The organism is Nitrosovibrio tenuis, assembly GCF_900109785.1.
In the GTDB taxonomy this organism is placed as follows: domain Bacteria; phylum Pseudomonadota; class Gammaproteobacteria; order Burkholderiales; family Nitrosomonadaceae; genus Nitrosospira; species Nitrosospira tenuis_A.
This window is the reverse complement of sequence record NZ_FOBH01000012.1, coordinates 1-25,857: the sequence shown is the minus strand read 5'-3', so window position 1 is coordinate 25,857 and position 25,857 is coordinate 1. Positions and strand designations below refer to the sequence as shown.

The window sequence follows — 25,857 nt, the reverse complement described above, 5'->3', positions numbered from 1 at the left end:
CTAATGTTTTGATGAGTTTAAATGAGAATTTGCATCAAGAAAAGCCATATCTCGCTGATGGTATAATCGGTTTTTCCGAATTATAAAAATAAAGTGGGGAAGCCCGATGCTCAACTATAAGCAGCTGCACTATTTCTGGGCGGTCGCCAAGGCCGGCAGCATTATTCGTGCAAGCGAGCGATTGAATCTTACGCCACAAACCTTGAGCGGCCAAATTGGCCTGTTGGAAGAGGCGCTTGGCGTCGCGCTTTTCTTGCGCGTCGGCAGGCGTCTTGAGCTGACTGAAACTGGCCGGCTCGCGCTATCTTACGCTGACGAGGTTTTTCAGATAGGCAGTGAGCTGGAAGAGGCCCTGCGCAACCGGCCCGAAAGCCGATCCATTCAGTTCCGCGTGGGAGTCGACGATGCCGTCCCCAAATCGATCGCCTACCGCCTGCTAACCCCGGCGATGGAACTTGCCGAGCCAGTGCGCATCGTCTGCCGGGAAGACAAGCTTGCGCGTTTATTGGTGGAACTGGCGATCCAGCGGCTTGATCTGGTACTCGCTGACCGGCCCATGCCGGCCGGAACCAACGTAAAAGGCTACAGCCATAAACTCGGCGAGTGCGGCATTACATTTTTTGCCGAGCCACGGCTTGCGGCTCAATTCAGCGAGAAATGGCCCGGCATCCTGGATGTCGCGCCGTTGCTCATCCCGGGCAAGGAGGCGGCTGTGCGAGCGCCACTCATGCGCTGGTTCGATATTCATCAGATCCGGCCGCGCATCGTGGGGGAATTCGACGATAGCGCGCTCATGCAGGCTTTCGGGCAGGCCGGCACCGGTATTTTTATTGCGCCGTCCGTAATAGCCGACGAAGTGCGGCGCGAGCATGGCGCTATCGTTATCGGCCAAACAGACGAGGTCACCGAGCAGTTCTATGCTATTTCAATGGAACGGCGGTTGACGCACCCAGCCGTCGTTGCCATCAATGACGCTGCCCAAAAGGAACTGTTCGGCAACCTGTATGCGCGTTAATGTCTGCCCCGACAAGATGAAAATATATCTTGTCGTGTTTCGCTCCTTCTTCGCCCTCGTTCCCCACCCGTTATCCGCCGCTTCTTATTCATTTGCAGATACAGGCGTAAGGAATAGCAACTCGTTGATTCTTTTGACGAAACTGGCTGGATCATCAAGCTGGCCTCCTTCCGCCAATAATGCCTGATCGAACAGGATATGGCTCCAGTCGGCGAAGTGCTCCTGTTCGTATTTCAAGCGCTGTATCATGGGATGATAAGGGTTGATTTCCAGGATGGGCTTGCTATGGTTCACTTTCTGCCCGGCCGACTTAAGCAATCGCTCCAAATTTCCGCTCATGTCATGGCTATCCGCTACAAGACACGCCGGAGATTCTGTAAGGCGCAACGTTACACGAACGTCCTTCACCTGTTCTCCGAGAACGCCCTTTATTTTTTCAGTAAGCTCCTTGTATTCATCTGCTTCCTTGTCCTGCTCCTTCTTCTCTGCCTCATCCTCCAACTTGCCCAGGTCAAGACTGCCTTTTGCCACGGATTGCAGGTGCTTGCCTTCAAACTCGGTCAGATGCGCAACCAGCCACTCGTCTACGCGATCGGACAGCAATAAGACTTCAATGCCTTTCTTGCGGAAAATTTCGAGGTGTGGACTGCTCCTTGCCGCCTTGAGGCTATCGGCGGTAATAAAATAAATCTTGTCCTGCCCTTCTTTCATACGGCCGATATAATCGGCCAGCGACACGGTCTGCTCGTCCGACCCGGTGTGAGTTGAAACGAAACGTAACAGCTTCGCTATGCGTTCGCGGTTAGCGTAATCTTCGCCGACTCCTTCCTTCATCACTTGGCCAAATTCCTTCCAGAAGGTCTTGTATTTGGCCTTCTCCTCCTCCTGCTCACTTTGAGCCAGATCTTCCAATAATCCCAACACCTTCTTCACTGCGCCCGCGCGTATGGCATCGATATCCTTCGATTCCTGCAATATTTCACGCGAAACGTTCAGGGGTAAATCGTTGGAATCAATCACTCCGCGCACGAAACGCAAATAGTTCGGGAGCAATTGTTTGGCGTCATCCATGATGAATACCCGCCGCACATAGAGCTTGATGCCGTGGCGCTGCTCGCGGTCAAACAAGTCAAAGGGCGCTTTGGAGGGGACATAGAGTAACTGGGTATATTCCTGCTTGCCTTCCACCCTGGCGTGCACGTAGGCCAGTGGTGGTTCGAAATCATGTGCGACGTGCTTGTAAAATTCCTCATACTGTTCCGGAGTGATCTCGCTTTTAGGCCGCGCCCAGAGTGCGCTCGCCTGATTGACAGTTTCGTCTTCGCCGGTGATCGTATTCTCGTTCTTTTCTTGCGACCATTCCTCTTTTTTCATCACGATCGGGAGCGTGATGTGGTCGGAATACTTGCGAATGATGGCTCGCAGCCGCCAGCCGTTCAGCAGATCATCCTCGCCCTCGCGCAGATGTAACGTAACTTGAGTGCCCCGGTCTGTTTTCTCCACTGTCTCAAGCGTATAATCGCCCTCGCCCTGGGACTCCCAGCGAACGCCATGCTCGGGCGTCAACCCCGCGCGGCGCGTGATGAGCGTCACCTTGTCGGCGGCGATAAACGCTGAATAGAAGCCAACGCCGAACTGCCCGATCAGGTGCGCATCCTTGGCCTGATCGCCGGTTAACGAACTGAAGAATTCGCGAGTGCCTGACTTCGCAATCGTACCTATATGATCGATCACCTCTTGCCGTGACATACCGATCCCATTATCGGCAATGGTAATGGTCCGCTCCTTCGTGTCGTAGCTCACGCGGATCTTCAGGTCTGAATCGGATTCGTACAGTGCTCCATCGGTTAACGCCTCGAAGCGCAACTTATCGGCCGCATCGGATGCGTTGGAAATCAGCTCGCGCAAAAAAATTTCCTTGTTGCTATACAAGGAATGAATCATCAGCTTGAGCAATTGCTTGACTTCAGTTTGAAAACTTAAGTGTTCTTTCGTAGTTGTGGCTTGCATGTTTCCTCCTAAAAGATCCGGATAAAATAGTAAGGGCGGATTGGAAATTTTCAAGGTAGGTTACAGAGGAAAATAGAGGAAAATGCGATCGTGTTCCCATTCTTATCCATTTTTATCCATTCGATTTATGCATGGCCTATAAACCGGTTTCACATCAATGATATGTCCCCTATGAAAATCCTCATCCGCTTTGCCGCGATCGGCCTGCTTAATTTCGTATCGCCCGCTTCTGCGCAATCTGGTCCGCTGCCACTGGAAAAAATTAAACTCCCTGCCGGTTTTTCGATTGAGCTATGGGCGGAGGTACCCAACGCGCGAGAGTTGGCAGTTGGAAAAAACGGTACTGTATTTGCCGGTTCCATGTCTGAAGGCAAGGTGTACGCCATAACGGAAACCGATGGAAAACGCCAGGTTAGAACCATCGCCGAGGGACTCACTCTGCCGATAGGCGTGGCATTCAAGGATGGGGCACTATATGTCTCCGCAGTCAACCGCATACTGCGTTTCGATGACATCGAAGGAAAGCTGGATCAGCCCGGAAAGCCGGTAGTCGTAAGCGATATTTACCCAGCCGAGAAGCATCACGGTGGAAAATTCATCGCTTTTGGGCCCGATGGTCTGCTGTATGCACCCGTCGGCGCACCCTGCAATATATGCGAACCTCCGCCCGAGACTTTTGCATTGATCTCGCGTATGAAGCCGGATGGAACAGGCCATGAGGTCTACGCGCAGGGGGTGAGGAATACGGTAGGTTTCGATTGGCATCCTGAAACAAAGGAATTATGGTTCACCGATAACGGCAGAGATTGGATGGGTGACAACCTTCCTCCTGATGAACTCAACCGCGCACCGCGCAAAGGCATGCATTTTGGTTATCCGTATTGCCATGGCAGCGATATCCCCGACCCCAAATTCGGCGCAAAACGCGATTGCAGCAAGACTACGCCACCCGAAGCCAAATTCGAGCCTCATGTGGCCGCCTTGGGCATGCGCTTCTACACCGGTAAAATGTTTCCCAAAGAATACCAAAATAATATTTTTGTTGCCGAACATGGCTCCTGGAATCGCCGAAACAAGATCGGCTACCGCGTCAAGCTCGTGCGGCTAAAGAACAGCAAGGTGGTCAAACAGGAGGTGTTCGCGGAAGGCTGGCTGGAAAATGAAAACGCGTGGGGCAGGCCCGTCGATGTGCTGGTTATGCCCGACGGGGCGTTGCTGGTTTCCGACGATTTCGCGGGGGCGATATATCGCATCAGCTACAAGAAACCTTAGAACCTGCGGAACAGGTGCTCCAGGGGACTTATGTAGGTTTTCCCAGGTTTCGGAGCTTGGTAGTTGTCCATCTGGGAGAGAGTATAGGTTTGTTGAACCATAGTTATTTTATACGGACTACCGACCCATCCTATTAAAATAGGAGAAGCACATATCCGCTGTAAACTATTAATTATACGATATTTCCCAGGATTTATCGGTCAGCATATATGTAATAACCGATAGCTACGTGCTTATTTATCCGCCCCAAACCTTGCATTTAACCAATGTCTGCTCGTGGCACATAACGGACGTCCAAGATTCACCTTTTCCCGCTCGACCAGCAGGAAAGTATCATCAAATTCCGCGCGCCGAGCTTCGGGTTGGTGTCGAAGAAGCGGAGGCCCGTTTTCTCTTGATTATTTCATTCCGCATTTCATGGAATTGCTTCCGAATTTCATGCTCGATGAAAACCTTTCCTATTATTGGAGGAATCCAGCGCTCTTGAATGGTATCGGTATGATAGATAATCCGAGTTTGCCCACCTTCATCGATCAACTGCGTCGTTCCGTCCATCATGCGCATGTTGCCACTGATCATATGCGAACGGATTTTCTCGAACGGGATCAACCGTATTTCCCGTGTTGACTCAAAGGGAAAACTGATCGGGCCGTACGTTGCAGTGCCGCGCTGGAAAATCTTCAGCGTGTTTCCCGAAGTACTGACTACCTTGCTCTCCTTCAGGTTGGAGACAAAATCAGCCATGTGTTCAAAGTCAGTCAGCACGACCCAGACTTCCTGTCGGGTGGCCGGAACAGCAAAGGTTACGTCAACAATAACGCTTTCCCCTGCGATGTGCACCTTAACGTCAATATCCTTATCCTGCCGTGGATCTGCAAGTGCCGCCGTCATAAATAGCACCGACCACATGAGTAGCAAGAAGGAAGTTTTTCTCATTGGCAGACAGAAGAGTGAGGTGCTCTCAATTTTTCGTCTTCAAACACGTGAGTTTCATGCTACCAGTTTTTCACCCTTACCCGAATGATCGCTACTGGCACATTTTGGTCCTTGGAGCACGATTCAGTTGGGATGAAATCCGGCACTGTATGTGAAATCGCGTCTGACTTAATTCAGGCCAACACTTCCAGGAAACATTACTCGCAATCGCCAGCCTTGGAGGAACTCAATCGATAAGTTTCTGGAACACTTTTGCATTCTTCCGGCCTGCTCAGCTCTTTTATGTATCCGCTGGACTACCTGAACTTAGGAGAGAAAGACGCGGGGCGAGGGGCGAGGCCCTGGCCTGGAAGTGTGAGCTTCGAACGAGGCGGCGCCTACTTTACCCCAACCCATCGGCTAGGAGCTGCATCGCCGCATCCGCCGGGAACGACGCAATACGCCTATATGGATGAGTGTCGAATGGCGTATGCGCACCAGGCCATCAGCGCCTGGGGAAAAAATCCAAAAGCAAGCACCGCCAGACCGTTCGCGCTTAGCAGCAGTTTAACGTCGCCCTGGGGCAAAATAAGTGCATCGGTCTCAGGTTCGTCGAAATACATCAGTTTAACGATGCGAAGATAATAAAACACGCCGATCAGGGAAAGCAGGACCGCCACTACCGCCAGCCAGATGTATCCCGCATTGAGCACGGCCTGCAGCACCGAAAGTTTTGCGTAAATGCCTACGGTTGGTGGAATGCCGGCCATCGAAAACATCAGCAGCAACATGATAAAAGCATACCAGGGATTACGCCGGTTGAGCCCTTTGAAGTCCTCCAGCTTATCGGCCTCGAAGCCCGCTCGTGACAAAAGCATGATCATGCCAAAGGTGCCCAGAGTCATCAGCACATAAACTACTACGTAAAACATTGATGAGCTGTATCCATTCCCGTCGCCGCTTAAAACGCCGAGCAGTACGAAACCCATGTGGGAGATCGTGGAATACGCCAGCATGCGCTTGATATTGGTCTGGGCAATAGCGGCAATATTGCCGATCAGCATCGACATGACTGCCAGAATAATAAGCATTCCCTGCCAATCGGCCACCATAGACCCCAAGCCTTCCGCGAGCAAACGCATGATAAAGCCGAAAGCAGCTAGTTTGGGCGCGGAGCCTATAAATAATACAACCGCGGTGGATGCGCCCTCATATACATCGGGAGCCCACATGTGAAACGGCGCCGCACTCAGCTTGAAACTGATGCCGGCAACAATGAACACCACTCCCACTACCAATACGGTGTGGCTCATGGCGCCGGTCTGAATCACTTCGGTTACGCGTGCAATATTAAGGGACCCGGTCGCCCCATATATCATGGACATGCCATAAAGCAAAAAACCCGAAGCCAGCGCGCCAAGGACAAAAAACTTGATTGCGGCCTCGGTAGCCCCTACCGAATCGCGCCGCAGTGCAACCATGGCATAAAGTGACAGCGACAGAAGTTCCAGCCCCAGGTAGAGTGTCAGAAAATGGCTTGCGGAAATCATGACCATCATGCCGAGCGTCGCAAACAACGCCAGGCTGAAGAATTCCCCGTTGAGCATGCCACGCGTGGAAATATAGGTTCGCGAATACACCAGCACTACGGACACCGTGACATATACCATCATCTTCAGTATGTCGGCCAGGGCATCATCCACGAACATGCCGGAGAATGTATACACCACGCCTGGCGCCGAGGTCGCGAACGTAATCAGCACACAGCCGAGCAGCGCAAACTGCGAAAGCAGATAAGCAAGATGAGGTTTTTCCTCACCCCAGGCGAGATCGGCCAATAACACCACGCAAACCATCAGCAACAGAAATATCTCTGGATAGGCAGGGGCGAAATCAGGCTGCAAAAAATTCATTATCATCCTCGGACAGGCAGGCTCAGCTCATTTATTCCATTACGCTACAATTTGCTGCGAGCGACGTGCGCCAGCAAATCATCCACTGTGGTATGCATGACTTCCATTAATGGCAGCGGATAAAGGCCCATCCACAGTACCGCCAGTGCCAGAATTGCGAGTACCAGAATCTCACGTCCATTGATGTCGTTCATCTCCTCGACGCTGGGGTGCGCCACCGCGCCAAATACCACGCGCTTGTACATCCAGAGCGTGTAGGCAGCCCCGGTGATCAGCGTGATGCCGGCAAAAAACCCATACCAGAAATTTACTTTGATGGCAGCCATGATGACGATGAATTCCCCGACGAAACCACTGGTACCGGGCAATCCCGAGTTTGCCATGGCAAACAGCATGAAAAATGCCGCGAAGACAGGCATTTTATTGGCCACACCGCCATAATCGGCAATCTGCCGTGAATGCAGCCTGTCATACATTACCCCCACGCACAGGAACATTGCGCCGGAGATAAACCCGTGCGAGATCATCTGCACCATCGCGCCTTCCACCCCGTATGCATTGAACAGGAAGAAGCCGAGCGTGACGAACCCCATGTGTGATACCGATGAATAAGCGATGAGCTTTTTCATGTCCGCCTGCACGAGGGCGATGAATCCTATATACACGACCGCGACCAGGGATAGCGCGATCATTATGTCCGACAGATAATGGCTCGCATCCGGCACGATGGGAAGCGAGAAACGCAGGAAGCCGTAACCGCCGAGTTTCAGCAGGATTGCCGCCAGCACCACCGATCCGCCGGTCGGCGCCTCCACGTGGGCGTCCGGCAGCCAGGTGTGAACCGGCCACATTGGCACTTTTACCGCAAAAGCCAGCAGGAAAGCGATAAATATCAGTATTTGCGGCGCAAGCGGCAGCGGCAGCCTGTGATAATCCAATATCGAAAAACTGCCACCGGAAACCTGATACAGATAAATGAACGCGACCAGCATGAGCAGGGAACCCAGCAGCGTGTAAAGGAAAAACTTGATGGCCGCATACACGCGGTTGGGCCCACCCCACACGCCGACAATGAGGAACATCGGGATCAGGGATGCTTCCCAGAAGATATAGAACAGAATCGCATCGAGTGACGAGAACACACCGTTCACGATCCCGGACATAATAAGAAACGCGCCCATATATTGGGATACCCGCTTGCTTATCACCTGCCAACCGGCGATTACAACCAGGGGAGTGGTAAAGCAATTGAGCAGAATCAGTGGCATGGCAATGCCATCGATGCCCAGATGGTAGTGTATGTTGAAGTGCTCGATCCAAGGGCTGTATTCGACGAACTGCATGGCGTTCGTCAACGGGTCGAAGCGCGTGTAAAGCGGAATCGCCACCAGGAAGCCCGCTACCGCTCCCGCAAGCGCGATCCATCGTGCCGTCTGGGCATTACGATCGCCGCCGGTTGCCAATACGCCCACACCGGCAAGAATAGGCAACCAGATGACCAGACTTAATAGGGGAAAGCCAAACAACATGTTTATTCCGTTTTATTCTTCGGGCATGAAGACGCCAATGCCGCACTTTCGATAATATTGCTTTTTATTGTTGTCTTACACGAACAACCATACGCTCATCAATACAAATACGCCGACGATCATGGTAAACGCATAGTGATAGATATAGCCGGACTGGAAGCGCCGCATCAACATCGCGGTTGCGGCCACCACACGCGCCGAGCCGTTGACGAAAAATCCATCAATCACTATCACATCCCCGTATTTCCACAACCCGCGTCCGACGGCGAGCGCACCCCCCGCAAAGAGCCATGAGTACAATTCATCGATGAAATATTTGCGATCGAGGATGGTATAGAGCGGGCCGGCGGCTTGCCTGATTCTCGCCGGCAAATTAGTTCTAACCATGTATAAATACCATGCGGCGAAAATGCCGCCCGCCGAGAACCAGAACGGCAAAGTCGTGAAGGCATGCGCCATCATTCCGCCTATGCCATGAAACTCCGCCGCCATTTTTGCGATTGCCTCATGCTGGGGCAAAATGTGTATGGCATTACCGAAATAGCCTCCGAACAGCATGGGCTCGATCAGCCAGCCCGCGCCGATGGAAGCCGTTGCCAGGATGACGAGGGGCAATGTCACGACCCAGGGCGATTCATGCAGATGCTCTTCGGTATGATGATCCATTCGAGGCTTGCCATGGAAAGTCATGAACAGCAGTCGGAATGTGTAAAAAGCGGTGACGAAGACTGTGGTCACCGCGCAGAAATAAGCAAAGCCCGCGCCGGGAAGGGTAGCGAAGTGTACCGCTTCAATAATGGCATCCTTGGAAAAGAAACCGGAGAAACCGGGAACACCGGCACTTGCCAGCGCCGCGATAAACATCGTCCAGTATGTAACGGGCATATATTTCTTGAGCCCGCCCATTTTCCGCATGTCCTGCTCGTGATGCATGGCGATAATGACAGAGCCCGCGCCCAGAAACAGCACCGCCTTGAAAAAAGCATGCGTCATCAGATGGAAAATGCCAGCGGAATAAGCCGAGGCGCCCAGCGCCACCGTCATGTAACCCAGCTGGGATAGCGTCGAATATGCCACGACGCGCTTGATGTCGTTCTGCACAACCGCTACCAGCGCCATGAATAGCGTCGTGATGCCGCCGATCACGAGTATCACCGACAGGGCCGCCTCGCTTAACTCGAACAATGGAGACATGCGGGCGACCATGAAAATTCCCGCCGTTACCATAGTAGCGGCGTGAATCAGGGCGGAGATGGGGGTTGGCCCCTCCATCGAGTCGGGCAGCCATACGTGCAGGGGAAACTGTGCGGATTTACCCATCGCGCCAACAAACAGGAGGATACAGATCGGCGACAATAACTCCCACCGCGAGCCGGGTATGATTTCGATGGTCTGCGCTGCGGCCTGTGGAGCCTGGGCGAATACCGCCGCGTAATCCAGCGTGCCAAAATACGTCAGTACCAAACCGATACCGAGAAGAAAACCGAAATCACCCACGCGATTGACCAGGAACGCCTTCAAGTTCGCGTAAATTGCGGTGGGCCGGGTGTACCAGAAACCAATAAGCAGATACGAAACCAGCCCTACCGCCTCCCAGCCGAAGAAAAGCTGAAGGAAGTTATTGGACATCACCAGCATCAGCATCGAGAAGGTGAAAAGCGAGATATAGCTGAAAAAACGCTGATAGCCGGGATCACCATGCATGTAACCGATGGTGTAGATATGAACCATCAGCGAAACGAAGCTGACCACTACCATCATCGTGGCCGTGAGCTGATCGATCAGAAATCCAACCTCGAACCGAGTATCGCCGGAGGTCATCCAGGTGTAAACGGTGCCGTTATAGACATTGCCTTTCAGCACATCCATAAAGACGGTAACGGATGCGGCAACGCACACAAGCATTAACGCTATGGTGGCGCGATGGCTCCAGGCCGGCCCGATCAGGCGGCCAAACAATCCGGCTATAAGCGCGCCCGCCAGGGGCGCCAGCGGCACCAACAGATAAAGTTTTTGCATCTCAGTCATAAAATCCGGCTTTTCTTTTTCTTAACCCGCTCGCTATCACGTTCGGGCTTGCACCCGCTTTATCCCACTATTTACCCATTACCCTTTCAGGTTGTCCAAATCGTCGACATTGATCGTGCGCAGGTTGCGAAATAACACTACGAGTATCGCCAGGCCAATGGCTGACTCAGCCGCCGCCACGGTCAAAATGAAAAATACGAAAATCTGCCCCGATACGTCCTGGAGATAATGAGAGAATGCGATGAAATTCATGTTTACCGCCAACAGCATCAGCTCGATCGCCATCAACAGGATAATCACATTTTTCCTGTTGAGGAAAATGCCGACAATGCTGATGGCGAACAGAATCGCCCCTAAGACAAGGTAATGGGATAATGAAACCAAGCTAACACCCTCTTTTCAGGCCAATTTCAATTGACCAGTAATTGCTTTTATTCTTTCTTTTCAGATGGCATCGATACCATCCGCACGCGGTCTTTACGCTTGACCGCCACCTGCTGGGCGACATCGGGCGATTTGATGCCGGTACGGCGCCGCAGCGTCAGCGCAATGGCGGCCACGATTGCTACCAGCAGAATCACGGCCGCCAGCTCGAATGCATAAACATATTCGGTGTAGATCAGGCGGCCTAATTCCTTGGTATTGCTGTAATCTGCACCCCGCGATGGCGGAGCTGGCATTTCGTCGGCTCCAAACTGTTTACCCATCAGCACCATCGCCATCTCACCCGCCATCAGTAACGCGAGAAACGCACCAAACGGGAACCACTTCCAGAATCCCTCGCGTAGTTGATCAAGGTTGATATCCAGCATCATGACCACGAACAGGAACAGCACCATTACCGCGCCGACATAGACCAGCACCAGCGTGATCGCGAGAAACTCTGCTTCCAGCAGTAACCACAGCCCCGCAGAGGTAAAAAAGGCCAATACCAATAACAGCGCGGAATGCACGGGGTTGCGGGCAGTGATGACGCCCAGCGCCGATGAAACCAGCACCGCCGAAAAAAAATAAAAAATGATATCTTCGAAACTCATGTGTACTCGATCACCGGTAGCCCGCGTCAGCTGCCCGGTCCTTCGCTATCTGTTCCTCATACCGATCTCCCACCGCCAGCAACATCGGCTTGGTATAGATCAGATCACCGCGTTTCTCTCCATGATATTCAAGGATGCGCGTTTCGACGATGGAGTCCACGGGACAGGACTCCTCGCAGAAACCACAAAATATGCATTTGGTAAGATCAATGTCGTAGCGCGTCGTGCGGCGGGTCCCGTCATCGCGCTGCTCGGATTCGATGGTAATCGCCAGTGCGGGACAGACCGCTTCGCAAAGTTTGCAGGCGATGCAACGCTCTTCTCCATTGGGATAACGGCGCAGCGCATGGAGCCCACGGAAACGGGGAGACTGCGGCGTTTTTTCCTCGGGGAAATGCACCGTTATTTTACGCGCAAACAGGTAACGGCCGGTCAACATCATCCCCTTGACCAGTTCAAAAAGCAGGAAGGTACGGAAAAAATCCTTGATACGATTCATGGCCTTCTCCTGTCTCTCAGTGCCTGCCTCAGTGGAACCACAAACTCAATGGAAACGCATTCCGCATCGAGGGCGGAAATTGCATTACCACGCCTATGAGCAGTATCCAGACAAGCGTGATCGGTATGAACACCTTCCAGCCCAGACGCATGATCTGGTCATAGCGGTAGCGAGGAAAGGTGGCGCGGAACCAGAGAAAACAAAACAGTAAAAACGATATCTTCAGCAATAGCCAGATAAAACCGGGGACCAGGGTAAACGGCGCCATATCGAGCGGTGGCAACCACCCACCCAGGAATATGATGCTGGCCAGTGTGGCCACCAGAATCATGTTGGAGTATTCCGCCAGGAAGAATACCGTGAAGGCCATGCCGGAATACTCAACGTGGAACCCGGCGACAATCTCCGATTCACCTTCGGCCACATCAAACGGAGCACGGTTGGTTTCGGCTACGCCTGAAATGAAATACACCAGGAACATGGGAAACAGCGGGATAAGATACCAATTGATGAAGCTGCTACCCTGCTGGCCCCTGACGATGTCCCCCAGATTCAGGCTGTGCGACATCATCAGCACGCATACCAATGCGAAACCCATCGCAAGCTCATACGACACCACCTGCGCGGCGGAACGCATCGCACCGAGGAACGCATATTTGGAATTGGACGCCCAGCCCGCTATGATGACTCCGTAGACTCCCATTGAAGTCATGGCCAGAATATAGAGCAGGCCGGCATTGATATCCGCCAGCACGACCTCCGGGGAGAAAGGCACGACAGCCCATGCCGCCAGCGCAGGCGCGAACGTAAGCACCGGCGCCAGCACAAACAGAAATTTATTGGCGCCGCTGGGAATGATGATTTCCTTCATCACCGCCTTGACCGCATCGGCGATGGGTTGGCCCCAGCCACCCAGCCACGGAATGCCGAAGAACGTTACGCGGTTGGGTCCGACCCGCAACTGCATATAGCCGATAATTTTGCGTTCAGCAAACGTGAGATAAGCCACGGCGAGCATCAACGGCAATACAATCGCGACAATCAACAGGACGTTCTTCGCCACGAGGAAAAGCGCCGGTCCCCACTCAGGACCAAAAAGATTTCCAAATAGTTGTTGGGCGTGTTCCATCAAAAACCCTGCTCTTCCATTATAATTTTTCTATTTCAATGGGCCCGAACATATCGCCCAGTGCGGCAGTCAAAGGATGCGCAGCTGCAACGCGCGCGCAATCAGCGGGCAGCTTATCGTCGCGGGCCGCCGCGAGTTGCACCACTCCCCCTCCCTGCTTCACCCTGACGCTGTCACCCAGCCTTACGCCAAGCCTGTCCATCAGCGCACCTGCCATCCATGCGACCGGTGCGGCGGCATCGTGCGTGCGCTGCAGCGATCCCGCACGCCTCACGATAGGATCGGCCTGGTAAATCGGAACCTCTCCGATGCGCTGGATTTCCCCGCTCGTCGTCCCCTCCGGGGCCTCGGTGCTCTCTACGGCAAAACCCCTCAGATTGTTATCCAGTAACCTGCTGACCTCGCTTTCATCCGGAAAAATTTCTGCGCGGACCTGCTCCGGCGCGTCGTAATCAAAGCCATCAAGCCCAAGCATATTCCCCAGTACCCGAAGAACTTTCCATGCTGGACGCGTCTCCCCAAGCGGTGCAACTACGCCATTAAAAATCTGCACCCGGCCTTCGGTATTGATGAAAGTACCGGACGTTTCCGTAAACGGCGCAATGGGCAGCAATACGTCTGCATAATTTCGACTCAGTGCATGCGGGCTTTTATATGCCCCCATCATCACCACCAGCTCCGCCGCATCCAATGCCTTCACAGTTTGCTGGGAATTATAGCTATCCAGTTCCGGTTCCAGGTTCAGCAGTACATATGCCTGGCAGGGATCAGCCACAGCCCCGGTTTCGCTTATCCCGAGCATTTGCTGGGCGTTCATGCCCTTTAATTCGGGCTGGGACGATGGGTTGGCGGCGGGCGCTTGCTGGATATGGGGATCCGGAATGGCCCGGGCAATATATGCGCCCACGCTGTTGGCCGCCTCGCCTAAAACGCCAAACTGCGCTTCGGCGATTTGCGCGAGGTGCTGCGCCAGCGCATGAATGTCTCCATAGCGCGGATGATGCTGCGCCAGATTGCCGAGAAGGATGGCAGAAGGCTTAATATCGATGAGGCTGGCCGCCATGGCGCGGGCAACATCAGTCACCTCCAGTTGGCTCACCGCATCTTCCACTGCCCCAGGAATTTCCACACCCCGCAACTCGGCAGCCGCTTTCAGGACCTGCGCCAGCAGCGACACCATTGCTGCGGGCGCTACAATGGCGCGGTTTGCCACCTTGGTAAGCAGGTCATCATCGACTGGATTGATCAAATTCAATTGCGCGCCCTGCTTCACGGCCTGGCGCAAACGCTGCGCGATGAGCGGATGATCCTTGCGCAATGTACTGCCGATGATCAGCACGGACCTCAGCCGGGAAAGCTCGGCAATGCTCATCCCCAGCCACGGCACGCCCAGTAAATGCCCATCCGCGCGAAAATCGGATTGCCTCAGGCGGTGATCCACATTTGCGCTGCCAAATCCCCGCATTAATTTCTGAAGCAGATGGAGCTCTTCTAGCGTGCTATGCGCAGAAGCCAGCGCGCCGATACGTTGCGCACCGTACTTTTCCTTGACGGCCTTCAGCCCATTGGCAACGAATTCCAATGCTGTTTGCCAATTGCATTCCTGCCACTCGCCGTCGCGCCTGATCATGGGTTTGCTCAAGCGCTCTTCGGAGTTCAACCCCTCATAAGAGAAGCGATCCTTGTCCGACAACCAGCACTCGTTTATTACCTCGTTCTCACGCGGCAGTACACGCATAACACGGTTCTGCTTCACCTGGACAATCAGATTGGACCCGAGACCGCAGTGGGGACTTATGGATTTTCTGCGCGATAATTCCCATGTTCGGGCTGAATACCGGAAAGGCTTGCTGACGAGCGCACCTACTGGACAAAGATCGATCACATTGCCGGATAGTTCGGAATCCACCGTCCTCCCTACGAAGGAGAGGATTTCAGCATGCTCGCCTCGCCCAGCCATACCCAGTTCCATGATGCCCGCGATTTCCTGGCCAAAACGGACGCAACGGGTGCAATGAATACAGCGCGTCATATCGGTGGAAATGAGCGGACCCAGGTTCTTGTTTGCAACCACCCGCTTGGCTTCCGTATAACGTGATGAGCTCGCGCCATAGCCCACGGCCAGGTCCTGCAATTGACATTCGCCGCCCTGATCGCAAATGGGGCAATCCAGCGGATGATTGATGAGCAGAAATTCCATCACGCCTTTTTGCGCCGTTACGGCTTGTCCGGAGTGCGTGAATACTTTCATGCCTTCCATGGCGGGCGTCGCGCAGGCAGGTAAAGGCTTGGGCGCTTTCTCGACTTGCACCAGGCACATGCGGCAATTTGCTGCAATCGATAATTTCTTGTGATAGCAAAAATGCGGGATGTATATACCCAGCTGGTTGGCGCCATCCATGACGGTGCCATTCTTGGGCACGGATACCACTTTACCGTCGATTTCGAAATTAATCATTTGTAATACGCTCTCGGGCTAACGGGCTGATGTGGACAAGGAGGAAGCACTTCGGAGATTCCTTTACACCATACATTTCTTATGCTCGATATGGTATGCAAATTCGTCGCGAAAATGCTGAATCATGGCGCGTACCGGCATGGCGGCCGCGTCGCCCAGCGCACAGATGGTGCGCCCCTGAATATTGTCCGCAACGTTATTGAGCAGATCCAGGTCTTCCATTCGTCCCTTACCGGTCTCAATCCGGTGCACGACGCGGTATAACCAGCCTGTGCCTTCCCGGCAGGGTGTACACTGGCCGCAAGACTCTTCAAAATAAAAATAGGATAGCCGTTCAAGCGCTCTCACCATGCAGGTGGTATCGTCCATGATGATGACCGCGCCGGAACCCAGCATGGATCCCGCTTTCGCGATCGAATCGTAATCCATGTCCGTTTGCATCATGACATCGCCGGGTAATACTGGCATGGATGAGCCACCCGGAATACACCCTTTGAGCTTGCGCCCGCCCCGCATGCCCCCCGCCATTTCAAGCAATGTTGCGAAAGGGGTGCCCAGCGGGATTTCATAATTGCCCGGCTTGTTGACATGGCCGGAAACAGAAAAGAGCTTGGTGCCTCCATTGTTGGGCTTGCCAAGTTGCAGAAATTTTTCGCCACCATGGCGAATGATCCAGGGTACGGAAGCGAATGTTTCAGTATTGTTAATGGTAGTGGGTTTACCGTATAGCCCGAAGCTCGCCGGGAAAGGCGGCTTGAAACGCGGTTGCCCTTTCTTGCCTTCCAGGGATTCGAGCAGCGCAGTTTCCTCACCACATATATAAGCGCCGTAACCATGATGATTGTATAACTGGAAACTGAAATCGGAACCCAATATATTGGGCCCGAGGTATCCCGCGTCACGGGCTTCATCCACTGCCTCTTCCATGCGCTCGTAAGTATCCCAGATCTCGCCATGCACATAGTTGTAGCCTGTCCGGATACCCATCGCGTAGGCGCCTATAAGCATGCCCTCAATCAGAAGGTGCGGGTTATGGCGCATGATGTCGCGGTCTTTGAACGTTCCCGGTTCACCCTCATCGGAATTGCACACGAGGTATTTATCGCCCTCATATTGCTTGGGCATGAAGCTCCACTTCAGCCCGGTCGGGAAACCGGCGCCGCCACGCCCACGCAACGCCGACTTCTTGACTTCCTCAATGACTTTTTCCGGAGGGATCTTTTCACTCAAGATTTTTCTCAGCGCGGCGTAACCTTCGCGCTGCTCATAACTCTTGAGCCGCCAATTGTCCGGATCGGCCGGGTTCACCCCAGCCAGAAGTATTTGAGTCGGTTGGGTCATTGGCTCAACTCATCCAATAACTGATCGATCTTGCCGCTGGACATGAAGCTGCACATGCGCTTGTTATTGACGAGGAGCACCGGTGCATCGCCGCATGCTCCCATGCATTCCCCTTCTTTCAAGGTAAATTTGCCGTCCATGGTCGTTTCATTGAAACCGATGCCCAGCTTTTGCTGAATATGCGCTACAGCCTGGTTCGCCCCGGAAAGGGCGCACGGAAGGTTGGTGCAAACGGTGATCTTGTATTCGCCCAGAGGCTGGAGATTGTACATATTGTAAAACGTCGCCACTTCATACACCGCGATTGGAGGCATCTCAAGATAGTGGGCGATAAAATCCATGGTTTCGGTCGCCAGCCAGCCTTTCTCATCCTGAGCGATGGCGAGCGCTGACATGACCGCGGATTGTTTCTGATCCGCGGGATATTTAGCGATTTCGTGATCTATTTTTTTTAAGGATTCAGCCTTTAGCATCTCGGTTTACATCTAACTTTAAATGGAACACACGCTGTCATCTGTCTATTTCGCCAAACACGATATCCTGTGTACCGATTATCGCCACAACGTCGGCAATCATGTGTCCTCGCGACATTTCGTCGAGTGCCGCCAAATGAGCGAAGCCCGGCGCCCTGATTTTTAGCCGATAAGGCATATTGGCGCCATCCGAGACGAGATAGATACCAAATTCGCCCTTCGGATGCTCGACTGCCGTATAAACTTCCCCAGGCGGAACGTGAATGCCCTCGGTAAACAGCTTGAAATGGTGAATCAGCTCTTCCATGTTTTGTTTCATTGCAACCCGCGCAGGTGGCGCAACCTTATGGTTATCAGTTATCACAGGGCCCGGATTCTTGCGCAGCCATTCAACGCATTGCTTGATAATGCGATTGGATTGACGAAATTCCTCTATCCTTACCAGATACCGGTCATAGCAATCGCCACTGGTCCCAACTGGTATATCAAAGTCCATCCGGTCGTACACTTCATAAGGCTGCTTCTTCCGCAAATCCCATTCCACACCAGAACCGCGCAGCATTGGACCCGTGAAGCCGAGCGCCTTGGCGCGCTCGGGTGAAACGACGCCGATACCCACCAGGCGCTGTTTCCAGATACGGTTATCGGTGAGCAGGGTCTCATACTCATCGACATACGTTGGGAACCGGTTGGTAAAATCTTCGATAAAGTCCAGCAACGAGCCCTTGCGATTTTCATTGCGCGCCCTGGTGGTCTTTTCATCATGGATTTTCGATGCCTGATATTGCGGCATCGTGTCGGGCAGGTCCCGGTAAACTCCACCTGGACGATAATAGGCGGCATGCATTCTGGCCCCGGACACTGCCTCATAACAATCCATCAGATCTTCACGGTCCCGGAACGCATAGAGGAAGACCGTCATCGCACCGACGTCCAGTGCGTGGGCGCCCAGCCATAAGAGATGGTTGAGTATTCGTGTGATTTCATCGAACATCACCCGAATATACTGGGCTCGTAATGGCACTTCGATCTGAAGCAGTTTCTCGATTGCCATTACATAAGCATGTTCGTTGCACATCATCGAGACGTAATCCAGCCTGTCCATGTAGGGGACCGACTGGATGTAAGTCTTGTACTCTGCCAACTTTTCGGTGGCGCGATGCAGCAGCCCGATATGCGGGTCGGCGCGTTGAATGACTTCACCGTCCAGCTCCAGCACCAGGCGCAGCACTCCATGCGCTGCCGGATGCTGTGGCCCAAAGTTCATGGTGTAGTTGCGTATCTCAGCCATGCTCGGGAACCCTGTGAACAAGTCCTTTCAGAATACGCCCTCCGTGGAACGCATGAACTGCAAAGTCACGATAATGACAAGCCGACTTCATTCGCTATCCCCATAATGTTCTTCACGAATGACACGCGGCGTGATCTGGCGAGGTTCGATGCTGACCGGCTGGTAGATCACCCGTTGCTGGTCCGGGTCATAACGCATCTCAACATTACCGCTCAGCGGGAAGTCCTTGCGGAACGGGTTGCCTATGAATCCGTAGTCCGTGAGAATGCGGCGCAGATCCGGATGGCCGGTAAACACGGTGCCGTAAAGGTCGAATGCTTCGCGCTCGAACCAGTTTGCGGATGGCCATATTCCTATCATCGAATCAAGAACCGGAAATTCGTCATCATCCGCGAATATCCTGACTCTCAGCCTGTGGTTATGGCGTACGGATAGCAGGTGATACACGACAGCGAAGCGTTTACCTCGTCGGTCACTCTCAGAGGCAGATACGGCGCCATAGGTCGAGTAATCGACTCCGCATAAATCGATGAGAATATCAAAATGCAGATCCTGGTGATCGCGCAGGATCTGCATGGAGGAAAGCATATCAGCCGGGTGTAGCGAGATCGTGAGCTCACCAAGCCGTTCATCGAGACTGGTAAACCTATCCGCCAACACATTCTGAAGATAAAAGGAGAGCGTTTCCAGGCGAGAGGACGACATATATGGCTCAACGCGCAATAGTGTTGGTACGGTGGATCTTATTCTGCAACTGGATAATACCGTAGAGCAGCGCTTCGGCCGTGGGGGGACAGCCCGGAACATAAATATCGACGGGAACGATGCGATCGCAGCCGCGAACAACGGAGTAGGAGTAATGGTAATAGCCCCCACCATTGGCGCAGGATCCCATGGAGATGACCCAGCGCGGCTCTGCCATCTGGTCATAAACCTTACGGAGCGCAGGCGCCATTTTATTGCACAAGGTGCCAGCCACAATCATCACGTCGGACTGGCGCGGACTGGGGCGGAATACGACGCCAAAGCGGTCGAGGTCATAACGTGAAGCACCGGCCTGCATCATTTCCACTGCACAGCATGCCAGGCCGAATGTCATAGGCCACATGGACCCGGTCCGCCCCCAGTTAATGACGTTATCCAGGCTCGTCGTAATAAACCCTTTTTCCACTCCGCCGTTGGCGCTCATAAGGTTAATCCCATTCCAGGGCGCCCTTTGTCCATTCGTAAATAAAACCGACGACGAGGATGCCCAGAAAAATTACCATCGCCATAAAACCGAACAAGCCGATCTCATTCAATACCACTGCCCAGGGAAACAGGAACGCAATTTCCAGATCGAACAAGATGAACAGGATCGCCACCAGGTAGTACCGCACGTCGAATTTCATGCGCGCATCTTCGAAAGCTTCGAAACCGCACTCATAGGGAGAAAGTTTCTCGCTATCAGGGCGGTTGGGACCAAACATCCATCCAAACGCCATAGGAACCACCCCTACGGCAAGTCCAACGAAAATGAACAGAAGGATAGGAAAATAATTTTCGAGCATCTTTTAGTCAAAAATAAAGGACTAGAGACCAGGCATCATATGCTGTATGCATCTGCTACCCTGATTCTCAGCCCTATAATAGAACTGGTGCCGACGGCGAGACTCGAACTCGCACAGCTTTCGCCACCGCCCCCTCAAGACGGCGTGTCTACCAATTTCACCACGTCGGCGGCTAAATTTGAGTTCCAGTCTGAAGCTTGGTTAATTAGAACGCGGCTTTAATGAATTGTTCAATTAACTCATCATTAAAATCTATTTCGGTATTTCCGTCGCCTTTGAGGCACCTTCGTCCGTCGGAATTGCCGGCATCGGCTCCGCGGTTTTAGGAGCCTGCGTGGGTATTGCCTTGTCCATCACGCCGCCACCTTCGATTTTATGGCTTGAGAGATAGGTAAGCCCGAGGCTGGTAATGAAAAAAACTGCGGCAAGGACACCGGTCGTCCTGCTGAGAAAATTGGCCGAACCGCTCGCGCCAAATAAGCTGCCGGACGAACCGCTGCCAAAGGCGGCGCCCATGTCCGCGCCCTTACCGTGCTGAAGCAGAACCAGAACAATTACGCTGATAGCGGATAAGACGTGTAATACCCAGACGAATGTTTCCAAAGCTTACTCCAAAATGAGCTCGTTTTTTGCCGCGCAACAGATTGCAATGAATTCATCTGCGATGAGCGAAGCACCGCCGATCAATCCTCCATCGATATCTGGCCTCGCAAATAATTCGGCGGCGTTGTTTGCCTTGACACTGCCGCCGTAAAGAATTTTTAAACCTGTAGCGACTTCAGGGCTGTAAGCAGCAATTCTGCTACGAATAAATGCATGTACCTCCTGAGCCTGATCCGGTGTGGCGGTCTTGCCGGTTCCTATCGCCCATACAGGCTCATAAGCCAGTACTGACTTGACCAAGGCATTCACACCCATCAATTTCGTGACCGCGTCCAACTGCTCGGCCACAATATGCTCGGTGATACCGGCCTCGCGCTGGTCGAGCGTCTCGCCAATGCACAGTATGGGCATCAAACCGGCCGCCTGAGCCGCCTTGAACTTAAGCGCTACGGTATGGCTATCTTCTCCATATAATGCACGCCGTTCCGAATGTCCGACAATGACATAGCGGCAGCTGAAATCCACCAGCATAGCCGCTGAGACTTCGCCTGTGTAAGCACCTTTTTCGTGTTGACTCAGGTTCTGGGCACCCCAGGAAAGATGAGTGCCCTGCAATAGGGATTGTGCCTGCGGCAGATAGGGATATGGCACGCACACAGCCACATCTGTACCGTTCAACCCTTCCGTTTCAGCGAGAATTGCGGTCAACAGACTTCGATTCTGCACTGTTCCGCCGTGCATTTTCCAATTGCCCGCAACCAGCTTCGAACGTATAGCCATGAGAGCTGCCGCTCCTTATTCTTAATCTTTAAAAGCTGCGAATGTTACCCGTGAATGAATACGCGGTCAATCACGAGGCGAGATCGAACGACTGCCATAACTCTGCTATAAAAAAAACGAACCTAAAAAATAGTAAAGGAACCCTCAACAGATCCTCCCGCAGCGCATTGTGGATTAAATCCGATGATTACAAGGCGCGGGCCGAAGGCCGTAGCTCGGCCTACGATGCCAAGGAGTGCAATGCAGTCGCGCCCAAAGCGTCGCCCGAGGGGCCCGGGGAGCGGGGATCGGGCAGCGTCGGGTGCCGGGACCGCGTTTGTGGGCGCCTGCATCCCGCTGCGGGGTCGCACCTTCCTTTGGAAGGCACTGCTCCGCCCTGCGCGGTCGCGCCCAAAGCGCCGCCCGAGGGGCCCGGGAAGCGGGGATCGGGTAGTGCAGGTGCCGGGACCGCGTTTGATTGGGGATTGCTAAATAAAGGGGCCAGCTATCAGGAAAAAAGTGAGGCAATATCCCCCACCGTATTTGGATTCGGAGGCTGAAAGCCTCCGCTCTACGCAAAAAACTGATATGTTGGCGCCTGGCGATATTTACCTGTCGAAACCTAGCCGAAACGTCCGGTAATATAATCTTCCGTCTGTTTGTTCTTGGGTTTGATGAAGATGGTGTCAGTCACATCAAATTCGATCAACTCGCCCAAATACATATAGGCCGTGTAATCGGACACCCGTGCCGCCTGCTGCATATTGTGAGTAACGATAAGAATGGTTACTTTATCTTTCAGATCGGTAATGAGTTCTTCAATGCTGGCTGTAGCAATGGGATCAAGCGCGGAGGTGGGTTCATCAAATAGCAGAATTTCGGGATCAGTGGCAAGCGCACGAGCGATGCACAGGCGTTGCTGCTGACCCCCTGAAAGATTGAACGCAAGCTGGTTCAGACGGTCTTTCACTTCATCCCATAACGCCGCATCCCGCAGAGCCTCCTCCACCTTTTCGTCCAATATCGCGCGCTGGCGTATCCCCCGCACCCGCAGGCCATACGCAACATTTTCATAAATGGATTTTGGGAAGGGATTGGGTTTCTGAAATACCATGCTGATGCGCATCCGCACTTCAATCGGATCGACATCGCGCGAAAGAATATTTACATTGTCCGGATACAGAATGATTTCGCCGACATACCGGTTGCCGGGGTAAAGGTCGTGCATGCGGTTAAAGCAGCGCAGAAAAGTGGATTTCCCACATCCGGATGGGCCGATTAATGCGGTTACCTGCTTCTCGTGCAATTTCATGTTGATGTTTTTCAGTGCGGAGAATGCACCATAATAGAAACTCAAGCTTCTTACTTCGGATTTATACCGGGCAGTGTTGGCCTCCACAAGAGGCGCGTGGCCCTCATCGGGGTTCTCTACCATTTGATATTCTTGCGCATACGGTAGCGCAAATAGATGGCCAGTGCATTCATGGTAAGGGTCATCACTACCAGTACGAGTCCCGCCGCTGCGGCGTTGACCTGGAAGGCCTCTTCAGGCCGCGATATCCAGTTGAACATCTGGATCGGCATAACGGTAAACGGTGCCATCAGCCATTCGAAAGACAGAAAAGGAAATTCCGGTTGTACGGGAGAGGGCGGTAAAAAAGCGATAAAGGTCAGCGCCCCAATAGTAATGATGGGCGCAGTTTCTCCAATCGCGCGGGCCAGGCCAATTATAACGCCAGTCAGGATACCGGCCGCAGAATAAGGAAGTAGATGATCAGAAACGGTTTGCCATTTGGTTGCGCCTAGCGCATAGGCGCCCTCGCGAATGACTACTGGAATGGCTCGTATCGCCTCACGTGTCGCTACGATTACAACGGGCAAGATGAGTAACGCCAGCGCCAAGCCTGCCGAAAGTATACTCTGGCCGAATCCCAGTTGATGAACAAAAAGGCCTAATGCCAGCAATCCATAAATAATGGATGGAACCCCGGCAAGATTGGTGACGTTGATTTCGATGATCTCGGTGATGAGGTTTTTCGGTGCGTATTCTTCCAGATAAATACCTGCGCCAATGCCCATCGGAACAGCCGCTACCGCTGTCACCAGCATAACCAGCGTCGTACCGACCCAGGCGGAAAGTATTCCTGCTGATCCGGGGCGGCGGGATGGAAAAGAGGTAAAGAAATCCCATGACAAGCGCGGCAATCCTTCGATAAGCATATGAGAGAACAACGCCATGAAGGTCAGTACCGCAATCATCAGGGCCAATACGCCAATAATCATGAAGATCAGGTCCCAAAGCTTGTGGCGCGCGATGATGTTGCGAATCTCGCTCAGGCCCTTATCCTCTCTCATCAGCAACTGCCCAAAAAAGGAATCTGTTCATCGGTAAACTGTGCTGAAAAAACAAGGAGAATACATTGGCTTAAGCGGCAGATACTGCAAGGATTGGATCAATACACTTCGCGGTAACGCTTGCGCAAAAAATGGCCGATAATATTGAATGTCAGCGTCAATAGCAGTAAGGTGAGCCCAGCAGCAAAAATCGTCTGGTAACCGATGCTACCATGCGGAAGGTCGCCCAGGCTTACCTGAACGATATAAGCCGTGATGGTAGCCGCTGGTTCCATTGGGTTCCAGGTGAGATTAGGTTGCATGCCCGCGGCTACGGCAACCACCATGGTTTCTCCCACTGCACGGGAAATGCCGAGAATATAGGCAGCAGCTATGCCGGAAAATGCGGCGGGCATCACCACCCGTATGGCAGTCTGAAATCGGGTGGCGCCCATTGCATAAGAACCCTCCCGCAGGTTCATGGGTACCGCGCGCATGGCATCTTCGGCCATGGAACTGACGTACGGAATGATCATGATACCCATTACCAGCCCGGCCGACAATAAACTGAAACCAGGCAATTCGGGCAGAATTTTCTGTAGCAGCGGTGTGACGAACAATAATGCGAAATACCCATACACGACGGTGGGCACCCCGCCCAATAGCTCAAGAAATGGCTTGGCTGCTTCGCGCACCCCAAAAGGCGCAAACTCGGAGAGATATATGGCCGTTATAGTTCCGAGCGGAATGGCCACCAGTAACGCCACGGCAGAACTCACGACCGTACCCGAAACTAGTGGGAGTATGCCGTAGTGTGCATCGTCAAACAGGGGTGTCCATTGGGTATCGGTTAGAAAATCCCAGAGCGAGACATGCTCGAAAAATATAAAGGACTCCTTTACCAGCATTGCCACGATAGCAATGGTAATGGCAACGGAAGCAAACGCCATCAGAAACAGCAAGGTTTCAATGAAGCGCTCACCTAAATGACGGCGATAGCGATAAGCAAGTCTTTTTGACCCGCTGACTTCTTCAGGAGGCTGTGCTATCACAGGCGAACGCATTCTAAGAGGAGGATTCCGGGCAGGCTGAATATTATGATGGATATGTTACAGTCTTGTGACACTGGAGGAATAACAGCACCGACCGGTTCCCTTCTCCTGTTCAAGTATTGGCGCGGACGAGCCAATACCAGAAAACGATCAAGGCCTCATTTTTGAATTATTTGAATTTGTTGTCACCGGTTTAAACTGCTCAATTCGAGATCCTGAGGTTCTACCAGTGAACCATCAAAGTTTGCCAAGGAACCCTTTATTGAATACCCAGGCGGACCCACGACGATTCTACTGCATCATTTTGGTGAAAACATTAACACGGAGGGAATCTCATATGGGTTGACACATGAGTTTACTACGAAGCTTGTTACATCAGCGTAAGTTTACCTGATCCCGGGTAAACTCAAAAAGCCGTTTGTTCGTCTGGATCCATTAGATATAGCTGCTCAACTGGGAAAGCGACAACCCGATCGCCCACCGGGCGATCAGGCGATCGGATTGAGTTATTCCTCGTCTTCGTCCTCGTCCTTGGACTTCTTTTCGGGTTTGATGACCATCTTGCCCTGTTTGCGGCTCTCGTTGAGGTCGGTTTCGGCCACTTCCTTGTGTACCAGGTTCTGATGGCAGTCGATGCAGGTGGCCCCTT

23 protein-coding genes and 1 tRNA gene are annotated in these 25,857 nt (G+C 52.9%); 2 read left to right on the top strand and 22 right to left on the bottom strand.

Going from position 1 to position 25,857, the window contains the following annotated elements; genetic code table 11:
• Positions 1–106 precede the first annotated feature (106 nt).
• Entirely contained in the window at positions 107–1,015 is a 909-nt protein-coding gene (gene nhaR, locus BMX00_RS12190; RefSeq protein ID WP_090829297.1) for a transcriptional activator NhaR, read from the top strand.
• Positions 1,016–1,099: 84 nt separating this feature from the next.
• On the opposite strand, the gene htpG is transcribed toward nhaR, so the two are convergent.
• Entirely contained in the window at positions 1,100–3,025 is a 1,926-nt protein-coding gene (htpG, locus tag BMX00_RS12185; protein ID WP_090829296.1) for a molecular chaperone HtpG, read from the bottom strand.
• 162 nt (positions 3,026–3,187) lie between these two features.
• Here htpG and BMX00_RS12180 point away from each other — a divergent pair, with 162 nt between their 5' ends.
• The gene (locus BMX00_RS12180; RefSeq protein ID WP_090829334.1) at positions 3,188–4,297 is read left to right on the top strand and encodes a PQQ-dependent sugar dehydrogenase; all 1,110 of its coding nucleotides are present in this window, start codon (positions 3,188–3,190) and stop codon (positions 4,295–4,297) included.
• 336 nt (positions 4,298–4,633) lie between these two features.
• On the opposite strand, the gene BMX00_RS12175 is transcribed toward BMX00_RS12180, so the two are convergent.
• The 21 genes from BMX00_RS12175 to pstC all read right to left on the bottom strand — a co-directional run bounded on the left by BMX00_RS12175 (position 4,634) and on the right by pstC (position 25,220).
• Positions 4,634–5,188 (bottom strand): SRPBCC family protein, encoded by a 555-nt coding sequence (locus BMX00_RS12175; protein ID WP_090829333.1) that lies wholly within the window; start codon positions 5,186–5,188, stop codon positions 4,634–4,636.
• Positions 5,189–5,676: 488 nt separating this feature from the next.
• Positions 5,677–7,125 (bottom strand): NADH-quinone oxidoreductase subunit NuoN, encoded by a 1,449-nt coding sequence (gene nuoN / locus BMX00_RS12170; RefSeq protein ID WP_090829295.1) that lies wholly within the window; start codon positions 7,123–7,125, stop codon positions 5,677–5,679.
• 44 nt (positions 7,126–7,169) lie between these two features.
• Positions 7,170–8,654, bottom strand: coding sequence for an NADH-quinone oxidoreductase subunit M (locus BMX00_RS12165; RefSeq protein ID WP_090829294.1), 1,485 nt, complete (start codon positions 8,652–8,654; stop codon positions 7,170–7,172).
• Between the two features lie 75 nt (positions 8,655–8,729).
• Complete coding sequence (gene nuoL, locus BMX00_RS12160) at positions 8,730–10,682, bottom strand: NADH-quinone oxidoreductase subunit L (protein ID WP_090829293.1); 1,953 nt, start codon at positions 10,680–10,682, stop codon at positions 8,730–8,732.
• Between the two features lie 78 nt (positions 10,683–10,760).
• On the bottom strand, positions 10,761–11,066 hold the full coding sequence (nuoK, locus tag BMX00_RS12155) for an NADH-quinone oxidoreductase subunit NuoK (protein WP_090829292.1): 306 nt from the start codon (positions 11,064–11,066) through the stop codon (positions 10,761–10,763).
• Between the two features lie 47 nt (positions 11,067–11,113).
• Complete coding sequence (locus tag BMX00_RS12150; protein ID WP_090829291.1) at positions 11,114–11,719, bottom strand: NADH-quinone oxidoreductase subunit J; 606 nt, start codon at positions 11,717–11,719, stop codon at positions 11,114–11,116.
• A gap of 10 nt (positions 11,720–11,729) precedes the next feature.
• The gene (gene nuoI, locus BMX00_RS12145; RefSeq protein ID WP_090829290.1) at positions 11,730–12,218 is read right to left on the bottom strand and encodes an NADH-quinone oxidoreductase subunit NuoI; all 489 of its coding nucleotides are present in this window, start codon (positions 12,216–12,218) and stop codon (positions 11,730–11,732) included.
• A gap of 28 nt (positions 12,219–12,246) precedes the next feature.
• Positions 12,247–13,347, bottom strand: coding sequence for an NADH-quinone oxidoreductase subunit NuoH (gene nuoH / locus BMX00_RS12140; RefSeq protein WP_090829289.1), 1,101 nt, complete (start codon positions 13,345–13,347; stop codon positions 12,247–12,249).
• A gap of 19 nt (positions 13,348–13,366) precedes the next feature.
• On the bottom strand, positions 13,367–15,805 hold the full coding sequence (gene nuoG, locus BMX00_RS12135; RefSeq protein WP_090829288.1) for an NADH-quinone oxidoreductase subunit NuoG: 2,439 nt from the start codon (positions 15,803–15,805) through the stop codon (positions 13,367–13,369).
• Positions 15,806–15,868: 63 nt separating this feature from the next.
• The gene (gene nuoF / locus BMX00_RS12130; RefSeq protein ID WP_090829287.1) at positions 15,869–17,146 is read right to left on the bottom strand and encodes an NADH-quinone oxidoreductase subunit NuoF; all 1,278 of its coding nucleotides are present in this window, start codon (positions 17,144–17,146) and stop codon (positions 15,869–15,871) included.
• A complete protein-coding gene (nuoE, locus tag BMX00_RS12125) occupies positions 17,143–17,619 on the bottom strand; it encodes an NADH-quinone oxidoreductase subunit NuoE (protein WP_090829286.1) in 477 nt (158 codons plus the stop codon). The genes nuoF and nuoE overlap by 4 nt, the downstream gene beginning before the upstream one ends.
• A 37-nt stretch (positions 17,620–17,656) precedes the next feature.
• Positions 17,657–18,910, bottom strand: coding sequence for an NADH-quinone oxidoreductase subunit D (locus tag BMX00_RS12120; protein WP_090829285.1), 1,254 nt, complete (start codon positions 18,908–18,910; stop codon positions 17,657–17,659).
• Between the two features lie 87 nt (positions 18,911–18,997).
• Positions 18,998–19,615, bottom strand: coding sequence for an NADH-quinone oxidoreductase subunit C (locus BMX00_RS12115; protein WP_090829284.1), 618 nt, complete (start codon positions 19,613–19,615; stop codon positions 18,998–19,000).
• Positions 19,616–19,622: 7 nt separating this feature from the next.
• The gene (locus BMX00_RS12110) at positions 19,623–20,099 is read right to left on the bottom strand and encodes a NuoB/complex I 20 kDa subunit family protein (RefSeq protein ID WP_090829283.1); all 477 of its coding nucleotides are present in this window, start codon (positions 20,097–20,099) and stop codon (positions 19,623–19,625) included.
• A 4-nt stretch (positions 20,100–20,103) separates the two neighbouring features.
• The gene (locus tag BMX00_RS12105) at positions 20,104–20,460 is read right to left on the bottom strand and encodes an NADH-quinone oxidoreductase subunit A (protein ID WP_090829282.1); all 357 of its coding nucleotides are present in this window, start codon (positions 20,458–20,460) and stop codon (positions 20,104–20,106) included.
• Between the two features lie 85 nt (positions 20,461–20,545).
• Positions 20,546–20,630: transfer RNA gene (locus tag BMX00_RS12100), tRNA-Leu, on the bottom strand.
• Positions 20,631–20,712: 82 nt separating this feature from the next.
• The gene (secG, locus tag BMX00_RS12095) at positions 20,713–21,063 is read right to left on the bottom strand and encodes a preprotein translocase subunit SecG (protein WP_090829281.1); all 351 of its coding nucleotides are present in this window, start codon (positions 21,061–21,063) and stop codon (positions 20,713–20,715) included.
• Between the two features lie 3 nt (positions 21,064–21,066).
• Positions 21,067–21,837, bottom strand: a complete 771-nt coding sequence (tpiA, locus tag BMX00_RS12090; protein ID WP_090829332.1) for a triose-phosphate isomerase — start codon at positions 21,835–21,837, stop codon at positions 21,067–21,069.
• A gap of 607 nt (positions 21,838–22,444) precedes the next feature.
• Positions 22,445–23,257, bottom strand: a complete 813-nt coding sequence (gene pstB / locus BMX00_RS12080) for a phosphate ABC transporter ATP-binding protein PstB (RefSeq protein ID WP_090829279.1) — start codon at positions 23,255–23,257, stop codon at positions 22,445–22,447.
• Entirely contained in the window at positions 23,251–24,177 is a 927-nt protein-coding gene (gene pstA, locus BMX00_RS12075) for a phosphate ABC transporter permease PstA (protein ID WP_090829278.1), read from the bottom strand. The genes pstB and pstA overlap by 7 nt, the downstream gene beginning before the upstream one ends.
• Before the next feature lie 98 nt (positions 24,178–24,275).
• Positions 24,276–25,220: a phosphate ABC transporter permease subunit PstC gene (pstC, locus tag BMX00_RS12070; protein WP_090829277.1), complete on the bottom strand. Its 945-nt coding sequence runs from the start codon at positions 25,218–25,220 to the stop codon at positions 24,276–24,278.
• Between the last annotated feature and the right edge of the window lie 637 nt (positions 25,221–25,857).

Excerpts from the sequence above, each read along its gene's own strand:
- BMX00_RS12175 (WP_090829333.1), bottom strand. The coding sequence starts at position 5,188 with ATGACGGCGGCACTTGCAGATCCACGGCAGGATAAGGATATTGACGTT.
- nuoL (WP_090829293.1), bottom strand. The coding sequence starts at position 10,682 with ATGACTGAGATGCAAAAACTTTATCTGTTGGTGCCGCTGGCGCCCCTG.
- pstA (WP_090829278.1), bottom strand. The coding sequence starts at position 24,177 with ATGAGAGAGGATAAGGGCCTGAGCGAGATTCGCAACATCATCGCGCGC.
- nuoH (WP_090829289.1), bottom strand. The coding sequence starts at position 13,347 with ATGGAACACGCCCAACAACTATTTGGAAATCTTTTTGGTCCTGAGTGG.
- nhaR (WP_090829297.1), top strand. The coding sequence starts at position 107 with ATGCTCAACTATAAGCAGCTGCACTATTTCTGGGCGGTCGCCAAGGCC.
- BMX00_RS12180 (WP_090829334.1), top strand. The coding sequence starts at position 3,188 with ATGTCCCCTATGAAAATCCTCATCCGCTTTGCCGCGATCGGCCTGCTT.
- nuoN (WP_090829295.1), bottom strand. The coding sequence starts at position 7,125 with ATGAATTTTTTGCAGCCTGATTTCGCCCCTGCCTATCCAGAGATATTT.
- BMX00_RS12105 (WP_090829282.1), bottom strand. The coding sequence starts at position 20,460 with ATGCTCGAAAATTATTTTCCTATCCTTCTGTTCATTTTCGTTGGACTT.
- htpG (WP_090829296.1), bottom strand. The coding sequence starts at position 3,025 with ATGCAAGCCACAACTACGAAAGAACACTTAAGTTTTCAAACTGAAGTC.
- BMX00_RS12110 (WP_090829283.1), bottom strand. The coding sequence starts at position 20,099 with ATGAGCGCCAACGGCGGAGTGGAAAAAGGGTTTATTACGACGAGCCTG.
- BMX00_RS12150 (WP_090829291.1), bottom strand. The coding sequence starts at position 11,719 with ATGAGTTTCGAAGATATCATTTTTTATTTTTTTTCGGCGGTGCTGGTT.
- nuoI (WP_090829290.1), bottom strand. The coding sequence starts at position 12,218 with ATGAATCGTATCAAGGATTTTTTCCGTACCTTCCTGCTTTTTGAACTG.
- nuoF (WP_090829287.1), bottom strand. The coding sequence starts at position 17,146 with ATGACCCAACCGACTCAAATACTTCTGGCTGGGGTGAACCCGGCCGAT.
- nuoG (WP_090829288.1), bottom strand. The coding sequence starts at position 15,805 with ATGATTAATTTCGAAATCGACGGTAAAGTGGTATCCGTGCCCAAGAAT.
- pstC (WP_090829277.1), bottom strand. The coding sequence starts at position 25,220 with ATGCGTTCGCCTGTGATAGCACAGCCTCCTGAAGAAGTCAGCGGGTCA.
- BMX00_RS12115 (WP_090829284.1), bottom strand. The coding sequence starts at position 19,615 with ATGTCGTCCTCTCGCCTGGAAACGCTCTCCTTTTATCTTCAGAATGTG.
- BMX00_RS12165 (WP_090829294.1), bottom strand. The coding sequence starts at position 8,654 with ATGTTGTTTGGCTTTCCCCTATTAAGTCTGGTCATCTGGTTGCCTATT.
- nuoE (WP_090829286.1), bottom strand. The coding sequence starts at position 17,619 with ATGCTAAAGGCTGAATCCTTAAAAAAAATAGATCACGAAATCGCTAAA.
- BMX00_RS12120 (WP_090829285.1), bottom strand. The coding sequence starts at position 18,910 with ATGGCTGAGATACGCAACTACACCATGAACTTTGGGCCACAGCATCCG.
- pstB (WP_090829279.1), bottom strand. The coding sequence starts at position 23,257 with ATGGTAGAGAACCCCGATGAGGGCCACGCGCCTCTTGTGGAGGCCAAC.